Source organism: Salinicoccus sp. CNSTN-B1 (assembly GCF_054792835.1).
In genome coordinates this window covers 161,383-183,194 of record NZ_JBTWMN010000004.1, presented here as the reverse complement: position 1 = coordinate 183,194, position 21,812 = coordinate 161,383, and the positions used below count along the sequence as shown (strand labels likewise).

Sequence of the window (21,812 nt, the reverse complement as noted above, 5' to 3'; positions counted from 1 at the left end):
CGTATCCATGATGGATACGACTTTTATATTTGAGTATCGGAAATACTATACGGTTACCTTGCCTGATAAGCTTTATCCCAAAGGTTCAACTTTGTTCCTATGCCTTTTTCCAAAGCATTCTGATAGACTCTATAACCCCATGCCACATCATAGACTGGCTGCCCGCCTAAGCCGTATAGGATGATATCGTCCTTAGATGTCCGACCTTCGACTTTTCCGGTGATTATATCTCCAATGTTGGTGATGATGCTAGAATCCATTTTTTCTTCCTCAATCCAATCCAGAAGCTGTCTGCCGATTACACCCATTGTAGGATTATAGTAAGGATAATGGTCTTCGTCTATTGTCGCTTCATACATGGCCCAATTATCGACGATCAGTTTCATCTTCTCAATCGCAAATTCGGGATCGAAGTCGCCGCTTGATGAGACGGTGAATAATGCACCCGGCTTGATCCATTCTTTTTCAATTGTGGGATTTGCATCCCCGGCTGTCGCTAAATTTATGACATCACTTTCTTTGATGGCATCTTCAAGAGTATTTATAATCTGGATATCAAGACTGGTAAACTCTTTGCTCAGCCTATCCTTCAATGTTTGTGCAGTAGATTCACGGGCATCAAATATTTTGACTGTTTTTATGTTCTCACATACATCCAATATGGCTTCTGCACTAGAAGTGCCGATTGATCCTGCCCCGACCACCCCGAAAATTTCAGAATCAGGATTTGCCAAATACTTCGCACCTACTCCGGGAATTGCTCCGGTCCTCCAGGCGCTTAGCAGATTGGCGGATTGGTAGGCCAGGGGCGCCCCTGTATCAGCATCATTCAAGGTCATCATCAATATGGAACGTGGGAGTCCTTTATCTACATTGGCGATGTTCGAACCGTACCACTTACAGCCGGTTACTTTGTAGTCCCCCAAATATGCTGGCATTGCCATGAATCTCCTATCTGGACCGTCTTTTGGCATGCTCTCATGTACTGGATTGGTCGGAAAGTCAATCAACATGCCATGGGAGTTATCATTGGCGCCACCCATGACATAGTCTCCACTACTCAATAGACGAAAGACCGCCTCCATCTCCTTGATGCATTCGTGCATGTTGAGTACACCCGCATCAATCATATCCTGTTCATTCAAATACAAGAAATCGACTCTGGATTGTTCCATGTATATTCACTTCCTTCCATACTTCTTCACAATCACAATCCTGGTGAGTTGCGCTTACTGGCTGTATGGCTGACCCACTTCGTATCTATAAATCAGCTCTCCTTGCGGGTCACGCTTGCCAGTAAATTTAAACCCGAGTTTTTCATATAGTTCTTTGGCGACATCGTTGCCTTCGACAAAACTGAGATAAATTTCCCCGACATCATATGTTTTTGTAACAACGTCGATTAAATGCATCATGGCCTTTTGTCCCAACCCTTTACCTTGTTGGGCTGAATCTATCATGATCCTGTCTATCCAAGCTTCCTTTGGGTCCCCCACAAAACCGTACATGGCAAACCCGACCAGTACATCGTCTGCATAGATGGCGACAGGCCGCCATGCACTACATTCCCTCGCTTCTTCAAGGCACTCATCAATTGTTTCTATAAAAGATAACTGATGGTCCTTCAATTTTATTTTTCCGCTTATGATCTTGTCATCCGGTTGAATATTTTCCAATGAAATTACACTCATGTTAAACGTCCTCATCTATATAAATTTTTAGAATATGTTAGTTATGGTTTTAAAGTCTGAAACTGTTAATTCTATAATTATATCCCTGAACCATAAAATTTTCAAAATAATGAATTATTATGCATGACATAAGCTTAAAAATCCAATTATATTTTAACATTTGACAACTATCTTTTATAGAACTATATTATATTATAAGATAGTTGAAGGGAGAAAAAGATGTCAGTTTCAGATCAGATTATGAAAGGGCTGCTGGATGGTGCAATTCTTGCTTTAATTGCTGAAGATGAAACTTACGGGTATCAAATAGCTGAGAAACTTAAAGAAAAGGCATTTCCTGATATCAGTGAGGGAAGTATATACCCTGTGCTCTTGAGGTTAAGCAAAAAGGGTTATGTTGAAACACGCATGGTGAAATCGGACAGTGGTGGTCCGAAACGTAAATACTACAGCATCAGCACCAGCGGTAAAGAAGAATTGAGAAGTTTTAAGGATAAATGGTTCAAGTTGAACCAGGGGATGTCTAATTTATTTGGGGGAGATGAAAATGTTAAGTGAAAAATCGGAGAAGTTCCTAAAGAAATTCCGCATTGAAATGATGGCGCGGGGTAAAGACGATGAATATAGGGACAATCTGAAGAAGAGTTAAGAGATCATCTGATGTTGGTAGAACAAAATGGAGAAGATCTGGAAAGCGTGACCGGTGGTTCTGTAAAAAATTATATGAAGACACTTTCGATTGAATTACCAGAGACTAATCACTTGAGAAGGAAAATACTTCTGATCTTTATTTTTTTAGTAGGGATGTTCACTATACCGAGTCTGATCGGAGGAGATTTTGATTATACTCTTTCTATGTTCATCTATTATGTTTCCTTGACCTTATTCGGTCCGTTTCTGTTCTATCTGGTGATTAAGTTCATATTCATCCATTTTACTGATTTAGAAACGGAAAAAATAAGTACAGCAGGAATTGTCCTATGCGGATTGTATGGGGTAATCTACATGGCACTTCTAGTTGGTGGACTCTACTTGGCAGACCGTTATCCGATATATGAATTTATGACGCTTTCATCAAAAAGCAATATGATAGCAGGGTTATTCTTGCTTGGTATATTCGTCTTCGGGACAGTGGTGATGGGTCGGTGGTTCTATACATTCCTGATTATTGCCTTGAGCCTTCCGGAGTTATCAGCAAAGATTTTTGTGGGTGGTGATCCTAAGGACGAAAACTATATCATCGTATCGGCTATTGTATTATTTGTAGTCAGTGCAGTTGTAATGACAGTTCTGTTTTTCTACTCGAAAAAGAGGTTGATGACTAATTGACTGTGTATTTTGAAGAATGGCTGCCAGTTGATCCAGCAATTTTTCCTCGATATCAAAATATCAAAAATATAAAAAAATAGGCATCCAATTTTGGATGCCTGATTGTCTGGGTCAAACTATTCAGTCCACTCGGAGACTTTATCAGCGTTATCTTCTACCCAATTCGCCGCAGCGTCTTCAGGAGAAGTGCCCTCTTCTATATCAAGCATTACTGATTCCATGTCTTCTGTTGTCCAATTGAAGTTATCAAGGACTTCATAGGCATGTGGGCTTTTATCTTCGAGCTCTTGGCTTGCGATGGTAACGATGTCTTCCGCTTCGCCGAATGTGCCTTCAGGGTCTTCGAGGTATTTAAGGTCGTATTTCTGAATTTCCAGTGTGGTGACCACCCTGTCACTACGATTTCTTCGTCATTTTCGACTGCCTGGCCAAGTTCGGTAGCCATTGCACCTGAAGAAGATGTCTGAACTTCCCAATCACTCAAGTTATCGTAATCTTCCAAAGCTCTCTCGGAAGCTTGCACGACACCTGCACCTGGTTCGATGCCTGTAATTGTCTGATCAGCTTGGTCGCTCAAGTCTGCAATGGACTCAGCTGGGAAATCTTTAGGAACTACCAGGCCGATGGCTGCGCCTTCAAGGTTAGCACCTAAGTCTTCAATCTGGTCTTCATACTCGTCATACAGATCGCCATGTGTAAGAGGTAGCCATGCACTTACGGAAGCATCTGCTTCGTCGGTAGCAACTGATTGCCACATTACAGCGTTATCCAAAGGCGTTATTTCTACATTATAGCCTTCATCCTGCAATACTTTCTGCATTACATGGGTAGAAGCAATTTCAGAATCCCACTCTACATAAGACAGAGTAAGTTCTTCTTCACCCAGGTTGCCATTGTCGCTTGAGCCTTCTTCATCCGCAGATTCCTCTTCGCCTGAACCGCCACAAGCAGCAAGTACTATTGATAGTACAAGCGTCAATACTAAAAGATTCCATTTCTTCATGAATATATCCTCCTATAATAATTATTTTTTTGATTGAGTAAATCTATCTATAATAATCGCTAATATAACGATTCCCAATCCAGCAACAAATCCAGTACCTACTTGAGCCCTTTGGAGGGAACTCAACACTTCTGTACCTAACCCCGGCGCACCAATCATGGAGGCAATGACCACCATTGAAAGGGCTAACATGATCGTCTGGTTCACCCCAGCCATGATGGAGGATCTTGCCAAAGGCAATTGCACTTTGACCAGTTTCTGCATCGGGGTGGTGCCGAATGAATCACTTGCTTCAATGAGCTCAGCAGATATCTGCCTGATTCCCAAGTTCGTCAGACGAATTGTAGGGGGTGCTGAGAAAATGACGGAAGCGAACACTCCCGGCACCATGCCAATTCCGAAAAACGCAACTGCGGGAATCAAATATACGAAAGCGGGCATCGTCTGCATAAAATCTAAAATTGGTTTCATGACAGTTTCGAAGCCAGTGCTTTTGGACATCAGTATGCCTAAAGGAATACCGAAAACTACCGATATCAGACCACTGATGATGACCAAGGTCATAGTATCAATCAAGTTTGCCCATAGCCCTTGGTTATATATGAATAGAAGACCAACTCCGATCAGAATAGGAGAAAGTACCTTATTCTTCATAAATATAAATGCAAGCGCCATTACTATGACTATAAACAATGTGGGCGGAATGAATTCCAGTATTTGAATGATCCAATCCATCAGTCCTTCTAAAACTTCTTTGATCGGGTCGAATATGAAGCTGAAGGAACTGGTGAGCCAATCGACAAAATCTGATGCCCACTGGGCTACCGGGAGGCGAGGCAGATTATCCAACATTGTTTTCCACCTCGTTTCCTTGAGCCAACACTTCAAACACTTTATTGAACTCTAAAATACCGATGTTTTGTCCATTCGCTTCTACTGTCAGCTCATGCACCCCATCTTTGAACAATGGATATGTTTCATAAAGTAAAGCCTCAGAATTTATGGAAGGAAGATCAGTAGAAATACTTTCCCCATCAACACGCTTCATGACATGCTTTACTTTAAGGACTTTCGAACGATCAATGTCCTTAACGAAAGACTTGACATAATCATTCGCCGGGTTTGTGACGATTTCTTCAGGTTTCCCGACCTGTGCGATTTCCCCATCTTTCATTAAGGCGATGCGGTCACCTATGCTCAGTGCTTCATCGAGGTCATGGGTGATGAATACTATTGTTTTCTGCATTTTCTGCTGAAGTTGTAATAGTTCCTGCTGCATCTCTTTTCTGATCAGGGGGTCTAGTGCCGAGAATGCTTCGTCCATGAGTAGGATATCCGTATCATTGGCCAGTGCTCTAGCCAATCCGACACGCTGCTGCATACCGCCGGAAAGTTGATTCGGCAACTGTTTTTTATAATTTCCTAGTCCTACCAGGTCCAAAGCTTCTTCCGCCTTTTCTCTCCTCTGCTTCTTTGGGAATTTCCGGACCTCAAGTCCGAATGCCGCATTCTCCAAGATGTTTTTAAAAGGGAAGAGGGCAAAATTCTGGAAGACCATACTAAGGTTCGATCTTCTGAATTCCCTTAATTCACTAGGGCTCAGCTGTGCAACGTTTTTGTCTTTGATCAGAAGATCGCCCTCGGTTGGGTCAATCAGCCGATTGATTAGTCTGATCAAAGTGGATTTACCACTGCCGGAAAGTCCCATGACAACAAAGACTTCCCCTGATTCGATGCTTAGATTCGCTGATTTGACCGCAACCGTAGCACCGGTTTTTTTAATGATTTCATCTTTAGATGCATTATTATGCAATAATTCTTGTACTTCCTCGTCATATGTACCAAATACTTTAGTGACGTTCTTGATTTCAATTACGCTCAAAAAACTCAGTCCTTACACTTGACGTTATTTCAACACTTTAAAACTAGTACGTTCTTAAACGTACCATAGAGATTCAGCTAAATCAAATGCGCTTACCATAGAATATGGCTATAACAAGCAATAGCAGGTTGCATAGAGTAACCATATATCGAGTATCGATCATAATTTCTAACAGATTAATAAAAAGGGTCAGAACCCCCTTTAATTAAGATTTCTGACCCTTCTATCTGAAATGGTATATACAAATGTCATGGAAGGATTATTTTTATTAAAGTCTATTGGGCGTCGTCCGTGTCTTCTGATTTCCGCTCTTCGTCCCCTTCATCATTGCCATCTAAGATCTGTGATTTCCCGTCAGATAGATTATTCAGGAAATGATCCAGATCGAATCCGGTCATCTGCCCATGCTCTCCTGAAGTTTGGCCATCGTACCAGTGACGGTATTCGGCAGTGATTTCAGCTGTTCACCACCTCCGCTGTCCATTATGCGTATGGATTCTACGTTGCTCATGGATTCACTGACAGCTCTGGCGAATTCAGGCATTATTTTGATGAACTGCTCCAGGATGATGACATCTTTATGTTCAGACATCGCCTCTGCACGGCGCTCGATTGCTTCGGCTTCCGCGAGGCTCTTTTCTCTTATGACTTGTGCTTCGGCGTTACCTTCTGCAATGCGGGCTTCGGCTCTGGCCTCAGCTTCTTTAGTTCGTGTATAGTAATCCGCCTCAGCCTGCTGCCTCCTCACTTCGACTTGTTGCTTTTCGATTTCAACGTCATTTTCCCGTTCCAGTTTCAACAGTTTTAATTCATTCTGTTTTTCCTGTTCCCGGATTTCCAACCGTTGTTGTTCCACTTCGAGACGTCTTTCTTCTTCTTCCAATTGCCCGGAAGCTTTAGCAGAAGCATTCGCCTTTTCCGTTTCAGCCAAGTTCCTTGCTTCCTTCAGATCTTTCTCTTTACGGCTATCTGCTATGTTCATTTCTCTTTTATATTGTTCATTTGAAATGGTTTCATTATCTTTTGCTTGTTGTATTTCAGTTTCACGCCTGTTTTCGGATTCTGCAATCTCAGCTTCTTTTCTGATCCGGGCGATTTGAGGACGTCCAAGGTTTTCAAGATAATTCTCATCATCCCTCAGGTCGGATAGACCAAGCGAAGTGATTTTGAAGCCCATCCGGTTCAACTGATCCTGCGCAATCTCACGGACCTGTTCATTGAAGCTCTCACGGTCCTTATTGATCTGTTCGACAGTCATCTTCGATAGGATGGCGCGGAGGTTGGAGTTCAGCACTTCAGAGATTTCATGTTCGATTTCTTCTTGTTCCTTTCCAAGGAACTGCTCGGCGTATTTGACGATGCCGTCCAGGTCATCAGCCACTTTTACAGTCGCAACCGCCTGACCGTATATTCCGACGCCTTCTAGAGTGTAGACTTTTGGCGTAGATATTTGCAGCTGGAATGATTTAAGGGAGACCTTTGTGCCCGTCTGGAACATCTTGAGCCTGTGCCCGCCCCCCGGATGACTTTCATGTAGCGCCCTTGGTCATCCTTATAGATGTTGGTTTCTTTTGCCTCATCCCCAAGGTTTGGCCCTGTAACGATGAGCGCTTCGTTGGAAGGTACAGTACGGTATCTGGCTTTCATGAAGATGTACCATCCAACGGCAGCGATGATGGCAATTAGTATGATGGCGATTACTGCAATCAAAGTACCGGTCAATTTGAACATATGTAAGCTCCTATCCCATTAAATTATTTAAGTATCAACATCACATTATTACAAATATTTATCATTGTAAAGCACATTGGTTAGAATTGTCTGAATATATTAGAATAAGTATATATGTTTCAATAATATTGACTTTTCTGACAAAGTTCTGCTAGATTATATAAGTTGGATTACATGGACGTTGTATATGAAGATAAAGGATGGGAAAAGTTGCCTGTCCCTGAAACATCATGTCGGTTGAGTGAGGTTCATCAATATGACTCTACGGAATAGCATGGTAGAGTCGCTATCGTATCGTCCCTGAGCAGGGGCGTTTTTTAACGGGGAATGATTCGATTCCAAATAATTGGCAGCAATCCAAAAATCCTCTAGGAATCAAATTGAATCAAGGAGCTATAATAATGAAAAGATCTAATATAATATTTGCGGGATTTATGCTTTTTTCCTTATTTTTCGGTGCGGGTAACCTTATCTTCCCACCGCTTCTTGGAATGGAAGCAGGTGACGGCTTCGGCCCTGCAATAATTGGCTTTCTGATTACTGGCGTACTGCTTCCTATCATGGCGATCGTAGCAGTGGCTTTGTCCGAGGATGGCCTGGTGTCCATGGGGCAACGGGTGCATCCTGTATTTGGTGTGGCTTTTGCAGTCATCATCTATATGTCCATCGGGGCGTTTTATGGCATACCGCGTGCATCCAGTGTTGCCTATGAACTTGGGTTCAAACAGATCTTTAATGTGGAAAGCAGCCTTGTACTTGCGATTTTTTCCATCGTATTCTTTGGAATTACATACCTGATAAGCCTCAATCCTAAAAAGATAGTGGACCGCATCGGACAGTATCTTACGCCGCTTCTGTTGTTGGTATTGTCGGTGCTCGTCGTAAGGGCTTTCTTTACTTTTGAGAATCCCGGAGCCCCTGCTGCAGAAAAGTACACTGGTTCGCCATTGGTCACCGGAATATTGGAAGGCTATTTCACCATGGATGCGGTCGCAGCATTGGCATTCGGAATCGTGATCATCAATGCCCTGAAGGATAAGGGTGCAGAAACAAAAGGAGAATTGGTAAAAGGAACTTTCGGTGCAGTGCTGATAGCAGGACTGGGTCTGGTAGCCGTATACTTCTCGCTGGGTTGGATCGGGCGTGTCATACCAGGGGAAGTGGGCTTGAAGACGGTGCAGAGATATTAACACATTCAGCGAATCTTCTATTCCCGGCGGCGGGCGGATTGCTCTTTGGCATCATTGTGCTCCTGGCATGTCTTACGACCTGTGTGGGACTGATCAGTGCCTGTTCAAGATTCTTCAACGAAATCTACCCTAATATTGCATATTCTACCTATGCGGGCATCTTCGTTCTAATTGGTTTGTTGGTATCGAATTTGGGGTTGGATCTGATTTTAGAGCTTGCGGTTCCCCTATTGGTATTCATCTATCCAATCGCGATTGTCCTGATAGTCCTCTCTTTAGTTGAGCGTGTAACGGGGGAAAGCAGGAAGATGTATCAGGCTGCGGTACTCGTGACTGCCGTCTATGCATTATATGAGGTGTTGATCAGCATCGGCATTGAATCAGAAACTGTTAGCCTCCTCCTTGGACAGACACCATTCTTCGAACAAGGTCTGGGCTGGATGGTTCCGGCCTTCATTGCGGGGGCAGCGGGCTATGGCATAGATAGATATAAAGGTAGGGCGGCCAATGGGAAGAAACGGAAGCCTGCAGTACAATTCAATGATGATATCAAATAGGTGAAGGTCCGCACGGACCTTCACCTATTATTTTTCAACATCATAGGAAGCGATGTACGGCATCCCTTATATCCGGTGCGTTTGCAATGGCGGAAATCACGCAGATGCCATCAGCTCCGTTTTCCAGGCAGGCCATGTAGTTGTCCGGGGTGATGCCACCTATTGCCACCATTGGCTTGTCGCCAATTAGGCGTCTCATATCAGCCAGACCTTTTGGCGTAATGGCCTTGCCGGCATCCGCCTTTGAGGGTGTGGCATAGACAGGCCCCGTGCCTATATAACTGACTTTTTTGAGATTGCTTGATGCCAATTCTTTTGCATTACCTACAGATAGACCGACGATCTTGTCGTTAAAATAGGGAGGGAGATCTTGGACCCCGATATCATCCTGACCGAGGTGTACCCCGTCGGCTTCAATCTGTTCGGCCAGTTCGTAGTCATCGTTAATGATGAAAGGCACTTCATAGCTATCGCATAATTTTTTTATTTCAGAAGCTGTCTCCACCAGTTCATCGCCTGTCAAGGATCTGCTGCCCTTTTCCCTGAGTTGGAACAGTGTGATGCCAGCATCCAAAGCTTTCTCAACCACGGCGGGGAGGTGCTCATCCGTATCGGAACTTCCACAGATAAAGTATAATTCAAGTGCGTTTTTATCCATCATCTGGTCGTTACATTCCGTTCTTTGAGCAAGTTGTCATCATTCAAATACAGCTCATCGATCAGCCTTGTGGCGAATGTACCTGGGGTTGGATGTTCTTGGGCCAAAGCCGCCTTCTCAGCGCACAGGTTATAATAGCTGACCGCATCGATGATGGACTGGTCATCAAACCGGTCTGAGGTTCCAAGGAATGCACAGATGATTGCACCAAGAAGGCATCCTGAGCCTGTCACTCTCCCCTGTAGGGCATGGCCGTTACCCATTATCGAAAGTCCGCTGTCAGTCATAAGGGCGTCTTGCTCACCTGTAACAAGTACAGGGGTCCTGTACCGATCATAGGCCTTGCCTGCAATTTCTTCGGCAGGAGTCTCTTCTTTAGAGTCGACCCCCTTCATATTGCTTTCAGCTCCTGATAGTGCATGCATCTCTCCGGGATTCCCCTTTATGAGTGAAACTTTATGGCGTGACAATAATTGTTCTGTAATCTCGACTCTGAAGCGTGAAGCACCAAATCCGACTGGATCAAATACAATCGGCACATCATTCCTGTTTGCTTCCTTCATCATCTCATCCATGACCTGTAGTTTGGATTGATCTGCAGTACCGATGTTGATGAGGAGTGCAGAAGCGGATTTCATCAGATCTGAAGCTTCTGCGACTTCCCCGCCTACAAGTGGCGAAGCGCCAATCGCAAGGAGCCCATTAGCCGTGAAGTTTTTGACGACATCATTTGTGATGCAGACAACAAGCGGGTTCATCTCTCTGAGTCTATTTACATTATCCATGAATTACTCTCCTTTATAGCTGAAATGGCTGACCGGTCCATTACCTTTTCCGATATTTGGGTTATGTCTGATTGCCGAAGTGATATAGCGCTTAGCGGTACGGAAACTTTCTTCGATTGATTTCCCCTTGGCCACCTCTGCTGTCATCACTGCTGAAAATGTGCATCCTGTGCCATGTGTGTTGGTTGTATCGATACGCGTTTCACTGAGTTCTATTGCGTTGTCTGCAGTAAATAAATAGTCTGTGGGGCCTGAATCCAGATGTCCGCCTGTTATTACAACGCTCTGCACCCCGATGTCATTCAGGAAAATATCGGCAGCTTTCTTGATATCCCCCTCACTACTGATTTGTTGGCCACTGATCTTCTCTGCTTCATGTATGTTTGGTGTAACGGTCAAAGCAAGGGGTAAAAGCTGTGTTCTGAGAAATTCAGCAGCATCTCCATCTATGAGTGGATCACCGCTTGTGGCAATCATGACCGGATCGATGATATAGGGGACTTGGTGGCGTTCAACACACTCTTTTATGACTGCCATCATCTCTTCGTTGGCAATCATGCCGCTTTTCATGGCGTCTGGTACTTCGTCGGAAAAGATGCTGTCCAATTGCTCCTGTAGAAACTGTCCCGGGATATTATGGACATCTTGGACGCCGATGGTATTTTGTGCGGTCAGGGCGGTGATTGCAGCCATTCCAAACACCTCTTGTGAATGGAAGGTTTTGATATCAGCCAAAACACCAGCGCCGCCAGTCGGATCGGTCCCTGCAACAGTCAACGCAATGGGCATTCTAGACATTCATATCCACCCCGCCCAGTGTTCTCTTGTCATCGCCATATTGAAGAACCGCCTTTCATGCTCTGCACTCTCTCTGAAATTTTTGCGCAGCAGGCCTATTTCATCATCATTCATATTCTCCGCTTCTTTGTCGATGGCGTTGAACATCACATCAGCCGTCTCATCGATATTGCTACTGTAGAATTCGAACCATCCCCGGTATTGGTGGTTTTCCTGGAATACGTTTTGCGCCATCGCCTTTTCCGCCAACTTTTGATAGATGTAGGGGCACGGTGCCATGGCACTTAATGTGAATGCGATATTTTCCTTAGCATAGGCGTTATAGTACATATGTTTAATATAATGATCGGCAGAAGGATACCATTCTCCATCCTTTATGATTTCTGCATATGGCTTTCCTACAGCTCTTGCCAAAACTTCATGTGCCTCGACCTCTCCCCCAAGTATGAAACGCATCTCTTCGAGAAGATATTCCATCATGTCCTTGGAAGTGGTCTTCGAGATCAGCATGGCATAAATATTTGCGAATTCTTCAAGATATAATGCATCTGCCTGAAGATAGTGGATGAGTGAAGCGTGATCAATATCTTCATTTATGAGCCCCTGGATGAAATCATCCCCGTATATTTCGTCAATAAACTGCTCTGCATCCTGCTTCAATTGTGTACTTAACATCATAATCCTCCTATTTAGAATGATAAAAACCCATTTCCAGCGTAGGAAATGGGTTTAGTATGAAGACAGGATATGTCCGACCATCCCACATTCCTTACGCTGGCATTATCCAGATCAAGTCAAAGGGATCGGTCTGTGACCGTCTCAGCTAAAAAGCACCCCTAGTGGTGTTGCGTATTCAGTTGATTATCATGTTAGCCGACTCATTCCTCAAAGTCAAATATGGATATGAGTCATCAGACTGTCAATGTGTTTCAATGATTTCCCGGGAAATTTGACGACATCAATGATAGATAGAACATCGAGGGTCATCAACCATTAAAAAAGATATGGCCACACGGCCATATCTTTTACTCGGCGCTCAACTCGTCATGGATCAGATTGATGTTGTAATTCAGATACTTGATATAGGTGTCCACTTCTTCTCCCGGTTTTCCAATTTCATCGGAATAGATGGGTTTTTTGGAAAAGGAACGCCCGTCTGATCGGAGACGGTCTCCATCGGACGCGGATCGACGTTCGATTCGATGAAGAGTACAGGCACGTCATTTTCTTCAATGAATGAAACAAGTGAATTTATCTGGTTGGGTGAACCGGTATCTTCAGTATCAATTGCCCATATATACCCTTCCTTCAAACCGTAATCACTGGCAAGATATTGGAAGGCGCGTTCACTTGTAACAAGTACCCGACCTTCTTTCGGAATGTCATCTATCTTCTGTTGGTACTCCCCTTCTACATCTTTCAATCGTTTAAGATATTCGTCAGCCCGCTTCTCGTAGTTTTCTTTTCTTTCCGGGTCTTTTTCAATGAAAGCGTCACGCATATCCTCTGCCATCTTTATCCCCACTTTAGGACTGATGAAAGCATGCGGGTTGATTTCTTCTGCTTGGGTCTCTTCATCAGTGATGTACATCGGTTCGATGCGGTCTGATAGGGAGTAGACATCGTCTAGGTCCTGATTGACGGAATCGATCATTTTAAAGAACCAACCATTTCCACCACCCTCAAGGTTCAAGCCATTATAGAAAAGAATATCCGCGTCAGTGGCCTTTTTCATGTCTTTAGGAAGTGGTTCGTATTCATGGGGATCCGTGCCGGTCGGTACGAGGTTATGAATGTCGACATCCTCGCCTCCAATCTCACGGGCGAGATCCTCTAGAATCGTAAAGGATGTGACCACTTTCAATTTATCATCCTCATTCGCTTCACCCGCAGCACTGCTTTCATTTGAACAAGCATTCAACACTAGTACGACCATCAACAGGCCGATCAGATAAGTAATCTTATTCTTCATGTTTAATCTCTCCTAAAAATTTATAATGGCTCATCAATTATGATTTTTTCATCTTGCGAAGCTTTGGCCACAGTACGCCTTGCCTTGGAGAAAAAATCAGCACCAATACAAAGAGGATGGCAGAAGCAATCGCTATGATAGGGCCGGACGGCAGATCATGCATGTAGCTGTAATAGATGCCGACCACTGCAGCGCTGGCTCCAAAAATTGAAGATAATACGATCATGATGGATAGGCGGTTCGTCAGCAGATAGGCGGTCGAGGCCGGCGTAATCAGCAGGGAGACTACCAGTATCACCCCGACTGTCTGCAGGGAGGCGACTGCAACAAGTGTCAGCAGTACCATCAGACCATAGTGGATGAAACGGGTGTTCAAGCCATAAACCCGTGCCATCGTCTCATCGAATGTTGCAATGAGAAGTTCTTTATAGAAGACCACGATAATGACGATGACCAGAAGGCTGACCCCTGCAGTGATCCACATATCGGAAGTCCTGACATGCAGGACGTTACCGAACAGTATCTGCGTCAAATCTGTTGCACTCTGCGCTTTTGTAATCAGTATGATCCCTAGAGCCAAAGCAGTTGAGAACACTATTCCGATTGAAGCGTCTGTCTTGATTCTACTGTTTTGGCTGATGCCACCTATACCCACAGCAGCGATCACTCCTGCTACTACAGCACCATAGAAATACGAAATACCCAACATGTAGGAAATGGCGATGCCAGGCAGTACTGCATGCGAAATGGCATCCCCCATCAACGACATTCCGCGCAGTACGATGAAACTGCCGATTACACCGGATATGATGCCGACCATTATTGAAGTGATCAAGGCTTTCTGGAGGTAATCATAGAACAATAGGTCATTCAAAAAACTCATGATAGTTTACCTCCCATGTTCTCTAAAACAGCTAATGGCGCATTAAAAGTTTTCTCCATCAGATCTGGGGTGAACACTTCAGCAACCGGCCCTGCAGCAACCAGACCGCCATTCACTAAGATCAAGTCATCAAAATAATCTTCTACTTTGGTCAGGTCATGGTGGATGACGAATAGCGTTTTTCCCTGATCCCTCAAGTCCTTCAGAATTTTGATGATGACTTCCTCACTGTGGATGTCGATTCCAACAAATGGTTCATCCATGAATAAGATATCGGCATTTTGAGAGAGACTTCTCGCTACGAACACCCTTTGCTGCTGTCCACCTGAAAGTTCACCTATCTGTTTATCGGCGAATTCTTCCATTCCGACTTTTTTTAATGCTTCCATGGCTATTTTCTTTTCTTTCTCTTTAGGGCGGCTGAATAGGCCCAATTTAGGATAGGTGCCTTGTATCACCGTGTCTTTGACCAGGATGGGGAAATTCCAATCTATATGTGATCTTTGAGGAATATAGGCGATATTCTTACGGATTTTATCGATGGATTTTCCAAATATCTGTACCTCCCCGAATCTTTTGGCACCAAATCAAGGACTGATTTTACAAATGTTGATTTTCCGGAACCGTTCGGTCCGATAATGCCGATCAGTTTGCCCGAATCCACTGAAACATCAAAGTTTTTTATGGCAATTTTATTAGAATATGAAACGGTTAAATCTTTAACGTCGAGTGACTGCTCCAAAACGTGATCCCCCTATTACTATATATCCCTCTGGGATAGTTAATATTAGGGGTCCCTAAGTTAGGGCTCCCTAAACTTAATTCACTATAACAAAAGTAATTGGTTTTTACAAATAAAATTACTAAAGATATGCAAATTTACAGTCATTTAAGTAAATTACATCAAAAAGGGGCCTACTTTGTTTAGTAGGCCCCTGCTAGAATCAACTTTCAAATTTGCTTAGTTTATTGACTTTTTCTTCATACTTCGGCATTTTATTCTTCAATAGCAGCACTAATGATATGAGGATGAAAGCTGCCAGTATCGTCACGAGCAATACATAGATCACCGTACTGAAATTATAATCGAATCCTTGATTGAACACTGCATCCCTGAAACCGGTCACTACAAAGGCCATCGGCACCACTTGATAGAGTCCTTGGTAGAAATCGCTTGAGGTCTCGATCGGGAAAGTACCGGCACTTGATGATAATTGAATGATGAGCAGTACAATGCCTAAAAACTTCCCGAAATTCCCAAAAATCATGACAAGCAGTCCAATCATTGCAATGGAGGCAGTCGACCACACTAGCATGGCCAAGAAAAATTTCCCGTGACTGGCGATTTCAATCTGCATAATCCAGACAATTACAATATATAACAGTGTCGACATCAATAAGGCATGGCTAAGGAACAGTGAGATTCTGCTCACCCACTGGCGTAGTACAGATTGTCTGTCTTCAAAAATCTTATTCATCGGATAGACGACATTGAAGGTGATGCTGCCGATGAACAAGCTTACTGCAATGATGAGCGGCGCAAAGCTCTGGGCATAATTCTGAGTATCTACAATACTTTCAATATCCAGATTGACGGGTGTGGCAATGGCTTTTGCACCATCTTCTGTAAATGCAATATCGTTTTCGTCCAACTGGGATAAAACTTCGTTGAACCTTGTATCAATTTCATCGAGTGCACCAGCAAGTTCTCCCGAACCTTCTACCAAATTCCCTGTGCCAGACTCAAGCTGTGATAAACCGGAATTCAATTCGCTAGCTCCTTGAGCCAACTGGGAACTGCCCGCTTCAATTTGCCCTGCACCGTCTTCCAGTTCTCTTTGTGCACCCAGGACCGCCTGGGCATTGTTGCCGAGAATTGGTGAAAATTGTTCCAATTGTCCTGTGAACTGCGTTTCACCATCATGAAGTGCTTTTGACGACTGACTGAGCTGAGCGGCCCCCTCATTAACCTCAGCAGAGCCCTGATTCAATTGGGCAGTGCTTTCTTCAGCTTCGATCAATCCATCATTGAGATCATGGGCGCCATTTTTAAATCAGCCAATGCCTGCTTGGCTTCATCACTTTGTTCCGAGAGGTCATTCAGTTGGCCGATGAGTGTAGATGTATAAGTTTCAGTGACGCTCGTTTTTACAGTATCCGTCAGCATGGAACCTGCCTGTTCAGACATTATCGAGCCGATGAAATTATGCCCTGGGTTCGTTTTCAACACCATATCTACTGGTTTCGGATCATCACTCAAAAAAGTCATTGCATTGTCGGAGGCATCTTCAGGAATCCGCAGATAACCGTACGAATCCCCTTTTTGCAGCGCTTTTTTGGCCTCATTCAAGTCGGTGAACTGCCAATCAAGCTGATCATTCCGCTTAAGTTCCTCTTCTATTTCTGCGCCTAGATCAATATCTTCGTTACCCTTATCTTCGTTCACGACATGGAAAGCCATATCATCAGTACGATCATAGGGATTCCACATGGCACCGAGAAAGATGGATGCATATATGACTGGTAATAAAGAAATGACGAGAAGGGAAGTTAGAAGCATTGGTTTTTTGAAGATAAATTTAAAATCTTGGAACATTGAATCACCTTTCCATTATTTGTGCTAAAATATAATTAATGAACACTGTGTACAATAAAATATTATATGTCGTTTTACTTATTGTTCAATGGTTAATATAATCCATTGTGTAGGATAACCAACATAATACTAAGAAAGGTTGGGTATTTTTGAAGAAAGATCTAAGGGTACAGAAAACATTACAAAGCATAGATGATGCAATCATCAAGCTATTGAAAGAGAAGTCATTTGAAAATATTACGATAAAAGATATAAGTGATGAAGCGATGATCAACAGAGGAACTTTCTATAGCCATTACAGCGACAAATATGAGTTGATCGAGAGTTTTCAAGTCGCGCTTGTTTCTGACATCGAGGCATTGTTGTACGGTAACATTGTGGGTGAAAGCTACAGTGAAATTGCAGAAAGCCAGATTAAAGAGACTATCCTGAAAGTTTTTGAGTACCTTAAGGAAAACCGAATACGCGTGTTGACGGTAGCCAACAGTGTGGGTACCACAGAGTTTGCAAAGTATTTTTCCCGTCATATGTATGATTTCTATAAAGTGAAGAGTGAGGAGTTCGGTGTGGATTTGAACTCGGAAGGGTTTACGGATTACTTGATAACATATGTGACGAATGCACATATGGGCATATTTTTGAAATGGCTCAAAAATGACTGTCAGGAATCAACCGAAGAGATGGCGGGTCTAATTGAAACATTCACCATAAATGGCGTGTTTAAGGCAGTTGATATATGAACCGCTGCTGATAAGCTGAATAAGGGTTTGTCCGAGCAATAGCAAGATAAATATGTAAACCCAGAACTGAAGAGTGGGCGGAAGGTGACTGAATTGAAGAAACTACTGTATCTATTTACCATTATCATTATATTGGCGGCATGCCAATCCCCCGAAAAGGCAGAGCAGAATACAAGTTCTGTAAAAGGCTCCCAAGGCGAAGAAAACAATCCGGAAGAGATAGAACAAAAAGAATCTAAGTCTATCGAAGAATCGAATTATCCAGGGATAGATATCATTACTGAAATTGAAGACACTGAAACATTGAATGCAAGCACGCAATATCCTGAAACCGCTGTTGATTCCATTGATGGTGCAATCAAGCAATATATTGAGGCTGAGAGGGGCTATTTCAATAAGCAACTTGAAGATTTTGAAGCGCCGCCTTCAGGCCAAGAGGCAATTTTCAACCTCAGCTATGAGACCGAGCGCGTAAATGACAACCTTTATACATTCGACTTTACTACGTATATGTTTACATATGGGGCCAATGGCGAGACGAGAAAGAATATAATAATGGCTGATGTAAAAGAAGGAGAAGTGATAGAAGGTCAGGAAATATTCGATGATACTGCAGAAAATAGGGGATTACTCTATGATTATATTCTTGAATATGCAGAAGAAGATGAAGACTTGAGCCGCTATCTATTTGAAGATGAATTGAAGGAATGGATTGAAGCACCGGATAATGACTTTAATAATGTTTATATAACCAATGTTGGATTGAGTCTGTCATTCAATCAATATGAAATAGCAGCGGGTGCTGCAGGGAGCATTGAGGTTGAGATACCTTCCGATAAAGCACGCAATCTTGTAAAAGAAGAATACACTCAATTCCTGACTGCGTCTGACGAGGAGGATGACACAGAGAAGGAAGAGGATGCAGAAGCGAAAGTATATACTGAACGATCCATTGATAAACAAGCAAAGAAAGTGGCACTTACTTTTGACGATGGCCCCCATCCAGAGCATACTTTGAATATATTGAACACACTTGACCAGTATGATGCAAAAGCAACATTCTTCATGCAGGGCAAAAGGGTAGAGTATTATATGAATGCAGCAAAAGAGGTGGCAGAGAGAGGTCATGAGATCGGCAACCATTCAATGAATCATCCAGATTTCACCACACTTTCCTTTGAACAGATCGATTTTGAAGTATCTCGGACCAATCAACTGATAATGCAGGCGACAGGTTTGAAGCCTACGGTCTTCAGACCGCCGTATGGAAGCACAAATGAGGAGATCAACAATTTCATCAACATGGAGCCAGTCCTCTGGACGATAGATACGGAAGACTGGAAAAATAAAGACCCCGATATAATTGAAGAGAGGATAAGAGTTAACATGCATGATGACGCTATTATTTTAATGCATGATATCCACGGAACAACAGCTCAAGCACTGCCTGATATTTTGGGATATCTGTCTTCTGAAGGGTATGAATTTGTAACTGTTTCAGAATTGGATTAATAAATTGCCCCGCTGATATCATAAATTGATATCGGCGGGGCTTTGATTTATCTAAATGGGAAGTATGATCAGCTATCAGGTTGTTCTACGAATAGATACTGCGAAGCGGAACTGCGTAGCTCTATATCCATACCTTGGGTTAGGTTCTTGACCAACAGTGAATCATTAGCTAAGTCACGGCTGATAACTGTCAACTTGTCTCCGACATTCAGCTTTTTATTTTTAAAATAGGATACGAGATCACTCTCATTGACTATCCTGGAAATAAGCAATGTTTCTTCTTCCTTGGCTTCTGACAAACGGTAGATGTGATGTTCCTGATTGTCTATCAGATTCAATGGAATGGCACCTCCATGAGGGCAATAATCAGGGTATCCAAGGTATTTCTCTAAACGATCGGCCAGGACGTTACTGGTGGCATGCTCCAAAACTTCTGCTTCATCATGGACTTCATCAATTTCAAACCCCAGATTATCGACAAGAAACACTTCCCATAGACGATGTTTATGGATAAGGTGTTTTGCACGCTCAGCCCCTTCGGGAGTCAATAGACTGCCTTTATAAGGAAAATATTCGGTCCACCCTATTTTTTCAAGGCTGACCATCATTTCCGTAACTGTAGGCGGGGATGTACCCAAACGCTCTGCTATTTCCTTGTTAGACACTTTTGTCGCCTGGCCACCCAAATCGAAAAGTGCTTTAATATAATCTTCTTTTTTAGGACTCATCTCGACTCTCCTTATATTCCGGGCTGGGAATAGGCATATTGGTATTTGTCTTGTGACAACATCTGACCATTATTATAGTTTATAAATGACGTGAGGACAAAATTTATTATGTACAGTGAAAGATTGAATCGTGAGAAAAAAACCCTTACCACATGGAAGTCCTCCACATGATAAGGGTTGATATATTCTAACTTACATCCTACCACCAGTTATTTTGCTGACGGAATGCCATAGCTGCTTCTACAGAACCGTAACGTTCTTGAGCATAGTTGATCATGCCTTTTGTCTGTGTTTCAACAGATCCAGTACCCCAATGTTCTTTTGTTTGACCTAGGCCGCTATAACCGAGGTGATTGACTGCATTCGGGTTACCGCTTGATTCCTGGCATAACGATATTAGTCCACATTGCTTGCGTACCACCAGCAGCGAGGAACTGTTCTTTTACTGAACCGTTAGAAGCTGCCTGTGGGCTTGGAGCAGATTGTTTTTGTGTCTGCACTGTTTCCTGGACAGGTTCAGGTGTAGAAGTTTCAACAGATTCTGTTTGTTGAGGTGCTTGCTCTTGAGTATTGTTTTGAACTGTTTCCTGTGTATCGTAGGATTCAGTCACTTTTGGTGCAGGCTCTTGAGTCTGAGCTTCCGGCTGCGGCGCTACGCTTACGCTGTTATCGTAGCCGCCGTAAGACCAAGTGTACTGCGTACCGTTGGATTCGAAGCTGTAGTCCACACCGTTAAGAGTGAAGTTATACTCATAAGCGCCTTCATGTATTGGAGCATTGTTCAATTCAGCAGCGCCATTTTGGGCCATTGCCGCAAGCTCTTCTTTGTTGATGTCCTGAGCAGATGCTTCTGCAGATTGGCCAGTAGCGAGTGAAGTGATTCCAAGTCCAAGTGCCATAGTAGTAGTCAGTATTGTTTTCTTCATAAAAATTTCATCCTCCAAAAAGGTATATATTAAACGTAGTCTAACCGTTGTGTTCATCATGATTAAGGTGTTTATTTCTAAGACATTGAATAATATATCATGGATTGGAGGATGGTGGGTTACAGTCCAATAATAAGGAGATTACAATTTAGGCCTGACAGTGTAATATTGACATCTTACTGTATTATTTCTGAATATTATTATACTAAAGATGCTCTATTGGCCTTTTTTACGTAGTTTATCCCGAAATTAGAGCAGTTAAACAATAATTCGGCTGAAATGAAAATAATCCACATCACCGGGATGTGGATTATAGCATGTTCTGTATGCGGTTTGAGGATGTCACCCTAAATTTCAATGGATGGAGGTCTAGATGTACCTCCGACCTCTTGCAGTCGCAAGCTGTTCTCCTTCTTCCATGTATTTTTCAATGCCTTCGGCTGCCCGATATGCCAATGCACCGATGGTAGGTGTCGGGTGGTGTCCGCCGAACTGTGGGAAGGCAGATCCGCCCACGACGAACAAGTTATCTACATCCCACATCTGAAGATAGTTGTTTACTGCAGATGTTTCGGGATCGTCTCCCATGACAACACCACCGGTATAGTGTCCGCCAGCATATACATGGTCGAATTCATCTGGGACTTCCCCATCTTCGATGATGTCAGCACCCATTTCTTCCATGATTTCGTGACATTTTTCGATGCCGAATTTACCGATGTTCCTTTCCTGATCGCCAAATTTATAAGTAGCGCGTAAGAGAGGATCGCCATATTCATCTTTATATGTTGGATCAAGGTCGAGGTAGTTATGCCAGTAGGACATGGTAAT

23 protein-coding genes, 3 pseudogenes and 1 riboswitch are annotated in these 21,812 nt (G+C 43.2%); of the genes and pseudogenes, 5 read left to right on the top strand and 21 right to left on the bottom strand.

All coding sequences use genetic code 11. The features are described from left to right. Window positions 1–53 precede the first annotated feature (53 nt). A complete protein-coding gene (locus ACYF68_RS01140; protein WP_461045129.1) occupies window positions 54–1,175 on the bottom strand; it encodes a tyramine oxidase subunit B in 1,122 nt (373 codons plus the stop codon). Between the two features lie 54 nt (window positions 1,176–1,229). Next, on the bottom strand, window positions 1,230–1,691 hold the full coding sequence (locus tag ACYF68_RS01135; protein WP_344700702.1) for a GNAT family N-acetyltransferase: 462 nt from the start codon (window positions 1,689–1,691) through the stop codon (window positions 1,230–1,232). A gap of 219 nt (window positions 1,692–1,910) precedes the next feature. Here ACYF68_RS01135 and ACYF68_RS01130 point away from each other — a divergent pair, with 219 nt between their 5' ends. Together ACYF68_RS01130 and ACYF68_RS01125 are read left to right on the top strand one after the other, a co-directional pair. Then, window positions 1,911–2,249 (top strand): PadR family transcriptional regulator, encoded by a 339-nt coding sequence (locus ACYF68_RS01130; RefSeq protein WP_461045127.1) that lies wholly within the window; start codon window positions 1,911–1,913, stop codon window positions 2,247–2,249. A gap of 102 nt (window positions 2,250–2,351) precedes the next feature. Beyond that, window positions 2,352–3,020 carry a hypothetical protein gene (locus ACYF68_RS01125; RefSeq protein ID WP_461045126.1) on the top strand — a complete coding sequence of 223 codons (669 nt, stop codon included), beginning with the start codon at window positions 2,352–2,354 and terminating at the stop codon, window positions 3,018–3,020. Window positions 3,021–3,136: 116 nt separating this feature from the next. On the opposite strand, the pseudogene ACYF68_RS01120 reads toward ACYF68_RS01125, so the two are convergent. The 6 genes and pseudogenes from ACYF68_RS01120 to ACYF68_RS01095 form a co-directional block, all read right to left on the bottom strand. Beyond that, window positions 3,137–3,840, bottom strand: a pseudogene (locus ACYF68_RS01120) (glycine betaine ABC transporter substrate-binding protein). A gap of 204 nt (window positions 3,841–4,044) precedes the next feature. Then, window positions 4,045–4,875, bottom strand: a complete 831-nt coding sequence (locus ACYF68_RS01115) for an ABC transporter permease (RefSeq protein ID WP_344700706.1) — start codon at window positions 4,873–4,875, stop codon at window positions 4,045–4,047. Continuing rightward, window positions 4,865–5,905: a quaternary amine ABC transporter ATP-binding protein gene (locus tag ACYF68_RS01110; protein ID WP_344700707.1), complete on the bottom strand. Its 1,041-nt coding sequence runs from the start codon at window positions 5,903–5,905 to the stop codon at window positions 4,865–4,867. Before ACYF68_RS01110 ends, ACYF68_RS01115 begins: the two co-directional genes overlap by 11 nt. 275 nt (window positions 5,906–6,180) lie before the next feature. After that, window positions 6,181–6,303, bottom strand: a complete 123-nt coding sequence (locus ACYF68_RS01105) for a hypothetical protein (protein ID WP_461045125.1) — start codon at window positions 6,301–6,303, stop codon at window positions 6,181–6,183. Continuing rightward, the gene (locus ACYF68_RS01100) at window positions 6,300–7,403 is read right to left on the bottom strand and encodes a flotillin family protein (RefSeq protein ID WP_461045124.1); all 1,104 of its coding nucleotides are present in this window, start codon (window positions 7,401–7,403) and stop codon (window positions 6,300–6,302) included. The genes ACYF68_RS01105 and ACYF68_RS01100 overlap by 4 nt, the downstream gene beginning before the upstream one ends. After that, the gene (locus ACYF68_RS01095) at window positions 7,328–7,636 is read right to left on the bottom strand and encodes a hypothetical protein (protein ID WP_461045123.1); all 309 of its coding nucleotides are present in this window, start codon (window positions 7,634–7,636) and stop codon (window positions 7,328–7,330) included. The genes ACYF68_RS01100 and ACYF68_RS01095 overlap by 76 nt, the downstream gene beginning before the upstream one ends. Before the next feature lie 401 nt (window positions 7,637–8,037). Here ACYF68_RS01095 and brnQ point away from each other — a divergent pair. Continuing rightward, window positions 8,038–9,383: pseudogene (brnQ, locus tag ACYF68_RS01090) on the top strand (branched-chain amino acid transport system II carrier protein). Between the two features lie 40 nt (window positions 9,384–9,423). Here brnQ and thiE read toward each other — a convergent pair. The 9 genes and pseudogenes from thiE to ACYF68_RS01045 form a co-directional block, all read right to left on the bottom strand. Beyond that, on the bottom strand, window positions 9,424–10,044 hold the full coding sequence (thiE, locus tag ACYF68_RS01085; RefSeq protein ID WP_461045121.1) for a thiamine phosphate synthase: 621 nt from the start codon (window positions 10,042–10,044) through the stop codon (window positions 9,424–9,426). Further along, window positions 10,041–10,826, bottom strand: a complete 786-nt coding sequence (thiM, locus tag ACYF68_RS01080) for a hydroxyethylthiazole kinase (protein WP_344700711.1) — start codon at window positions 10,824–10,826, stop codon at window positions 10,041–10,043. The genes thiE and thiM overlap by 4 nt, the downstream gene beginning before the upstream one ends. Before the next feature lie 3 nt (window positions 10,827–10,829). Continuing rightward, window positions 10,830–11,624, bottom strand: coding sequence for a bifunctional hydroxymethylpyrimidine kinase/phosphomethylpyrimidine kinase (thiD, locus tag ACYF68_RS01075; protein WP_344700712.1), 795 nt, complete (start codon window positions 11,622–11,624; stop codon window positions 10,830–10,832). Further along, window positions 11,625–12,302 (bottom strand): thiaminase II, encoded by a 678-nt coding sequence (gene tenA, locus ACYF68_RS01070; protein WP_461045120.1) that lies wholly within the window; start codon window positions 12,300–12,302, stop codon window positions 11,625–11,627. 70 nt (window positions 12,303–12,372) lie between these two features. After that, window positions 12,373–12,472, bottom strand: a riboswitch (TPP riboswitch). A gap of 221 nt (window positions 12,473–12,693) precedes the next feature. Continuing rightward, entirely contained in the window at window positions 12,694–13,596 is a 903-nt protein-coding gene (locus ACYF68_RS01065) for a metal ABC transporter solute-binding protein, Zn/Mn family (protein WP_461045119.1), read from the bottom strand. A gap of 37 nt (window positions 13,597–13,633) precedes the next feature. Next, window positions 13,634–14,479 (bottom strand): metal ABC transporter permease, encoded by an 846-nt coding sequence (locus ACYF68_RS01060; protein WP_461045117.1) that lies wholly within the window; start codon window positions 14,477–14,479, stop codon window positions 13,634–13,636. Beyond that, window positions 14,476–15,221, bottom strand: a pseudogene (locus tag ACYF68_RS01055) (metal ABC transporter ATP-binding protein). Before ACYF68_RS01055 ends, ACYF68_RS01060 begins: the two are co-directional and overlap by 4 nt. A 202-nt stretch (window positions 15,222–15,423) precedes the next feature. After that, entirely contained in the window at window positions 15,424–16,500 is a 1,077-nt protein-coding gene (locus tag ACYF68_RS01050; protein ID WP_461045116.1) for a YhgE/Pip family protein, read from the bottom strand. After that, window positions 16,497–17,075 carry a YhgE/Pip domain-containing protein gene (locus tag ACYF68_RS01045; RefSeq protein ID WP_461045115.1) on the bottom strand — a complete coding sequence of 193 codons (579 nt, stop codon included), beginning with the start codon at window positions 17,073–17,075 and terminating at the stop codon, window positions 16,497–16,499. Before ACYF68_RS01045 ends, ACYF68_RS01050 begins: the two co-directional genes overlap by 4 nt. A 149-nt stretch (window positions 17,076–17,224) precedes the next feature. Here ACYF68_RS01045 and ACYF68_RS01040 point away from each other — a divergent pair, with 149 nt between their 5' ends. Beyond that, window positions 17,225–17,815, top strand: coding sequence for a TetR/AcrR family transcriptional regulator (locus ACYF68_RS01040; RefSeq protein ID WP_344700718.1), 591 nt, complete (start codon window positions 17,225–17,227; stop codon window positions 17,813–17,815). A gap of 93 nt (window positions 17,816–17,908) precedes the next feature. Then, window positions 17,909–19,327 carry a polysaccharide deacetylase family protein gene (locus ACYF68_RS01035; RefSeq protein ID WP_461045114.1) on the top strand — a complete coding sequence of 473 codons (1,419 nt, stop codon included), beginning with the start codon at window positions 17,909–17,911 and terminating at the stop codon, window positions 19,325–19,327. Window positions 19,328–19,395: 68 nt separating this feature from the next. Here the strand turns inward: ACYF68_RS01035 and ACYF68_RS01030 are convergent, their stop codons facing one another. The 4 genes from ACYF68_RS01030 to ACYF68_RS01015 form a co-directional block, all read right to left on the bottom strand. Next, window positions 19,396–20,055: a metal-dependent transcriptional regulator gene (locus ACYF68_RS01030; protein WP_461045113.1), complete on the bottom strand. Its 660-nt coding sequence runs from the start codon at window positions 20,053–20,055 to the stop codon at window positions 19,396–19,398. 199 nt (window positions 20,056–20,254) lie between these two features. Continuing rightward, window positions 20,255–20,476, bottom strand: a complete 222-nt coding sequence (locus ACYF68_RS01025) for an aggregation-promoting factor C-terminal-like domain-containing protein (protein WP_461045112.1) — start codon at window positions 20,474–20,476, stop codon at window positions 20,255–20,257. Further along, window positions 20,424–20,981 carry a hypothetical protein gene (locus ACYF68_RS01020; protein ID WP_461045111.1) on the bottom strand — a complete coding sequence of 186 codons (558 nt, stop codon included), beginning with the start codon at window positions 20,979–20,981 and terminating at the stop codon, window positions 20,424–20,426. Before ACYF68_RS01020 ends, ACYF68_RS01025 begins: the two co-directional genes overlap by 53 nt. 369 nt (window positions 20,982–21,350) lie before the next feature. Further along, a complete protein-coding gene (locus ACYF68_RS01015) occupies window positions 21,351–21,806 on the bottom strand; it encodes a GMC oxidoreductase (protein ID WP_461045110.1) in 456 nt (151 codons plus the stop codon). Window positions 21,807–21,812: the final 6 nt, after the last annotated feature.

Bases quoted from the DNA above. Each gene is read 5' to 3' on its own strand.
- ACYF68_RS01140 (WP_461045129.1), bottom strand. From the start codon at position 1,175: ATGGAACAATCCAGAGTCGATTTCTTGTATTTGAATGAACAGGATATG.
- ACYF68_RS01135 (WP_344700702.1), bottom strand. From the start codon at position 1,691: ATGAGTGTAATTTCATTGGAAAATATTCAACCGGATGACAAGATCATA.
- ACYF68_RS01130 (WP_461045127.1), top strand. From the start codon at position 1,911: ATGTCAGTTTCAGATCAGATTATGAAAGGGCTGCTGGATGGTGCAATT.
- ACYF68_RS01125 (WP_461045126.1), top strand. From the start codon at position 2,352: ATGTTGGTAGAACAAAATGGAGAAGATCTGGAAAGCGTGACCGGTGGT.
- ACYF68_RS01115 (WP_344700706.1), bottom strand. From the start codon at position 4,875: ATGTTGGATAATCTGCCTCGCCTCCCGGTAGCCCAGTGGGCATCAGAT.
- ACYF68_RS01105 (WP_461045125.1), bottom strand. From the start codon at position 6,303: ATGACCGGATTCGATCTGGATCATTTCCTGAATAATCTATCTGACGGG.
- ACYF68_RS01100 (WP_461045124.1), bottom strand. From the start codon at position 7,403: ATGTTCCAGACGGGCACAAAGGTCTCCCTTAAATCATTCCAGCTGCAA.
- ACYF68_RS01095 (WP_461045123.1), bottom strand. From the start codon at position 7,636: ATGTTCAAATTGACCGGTACTTTGATTGCAGTAATCGCCATCATACTA.
- thiE (WP_461045121.1), bottom strand. From the start codon at position 10,044: ATGATGGATAAAAACGCACTTGAATTATACTTTATCTGTGGAAGTTCC.
- thiM (WP_344700711.1), bottom strand. From the start codon at position 10,826: ATGGATAATGTAAATAGACTCAGAGAGATGAACCCGCTTGTTGTCTGC.
- thiD (WP_344700712.1), bottom strand. From the start codon at position 11,624: ATGTCTAGAATGCCCATTGCGTTGACTGTTGCAGGGACCGATCCGACT.
- tenA (WP_461045120.1), bottom strand. From the start codon at position 12,302: ATGATGTTAAGTACACAATTGAAGCAGGATGCAGAGCAGTTTATTGAC.
- ACYF68_RS01065 (WP_461045119.1), bottom strand. From the start codon at position 13,596: ATGAAGAATAAGATTACTTATCTGATCGGCCTGTTGATGGTCGTACTA.
- ACYF68_RS01060 (WP_461045117.1), bottom strand. From the start codon at position 14,479: ATGAGTTTTTTGAATGACCTATTGTTCTATGATTACCTCCAGAAAGCC.
- ACYF68_RS01045 (WP_461045115.1), bottom strand. From the start codon at position 17,075: ATGTTCCAAGATTTTAAATTTATCTTCAAAAAACCAATGCTTCTAACT.
- ACYF68_RS01030 (WP_461045113.1), bottom strand. From the start codon at position 20,055: ATGAGTCCTAAAAAAGAAGATTATATTAAAGCACTTTTCGATTTGGGT.
- ACYF68_RS01020 (WP_461045111.1), bottom strand. From the start codon at position 20,981: ATGAAGAAAACAATACTGACTACTACTATGGCACTTGGACTTGGAATC.
- ACYF68_RS01015 (WP_461045110.1), bottom strand. From the start codon at position 21,806: ATGTCCTACTGGCATAACTACCTCGACCTTGATCCAACATATAAAGAT.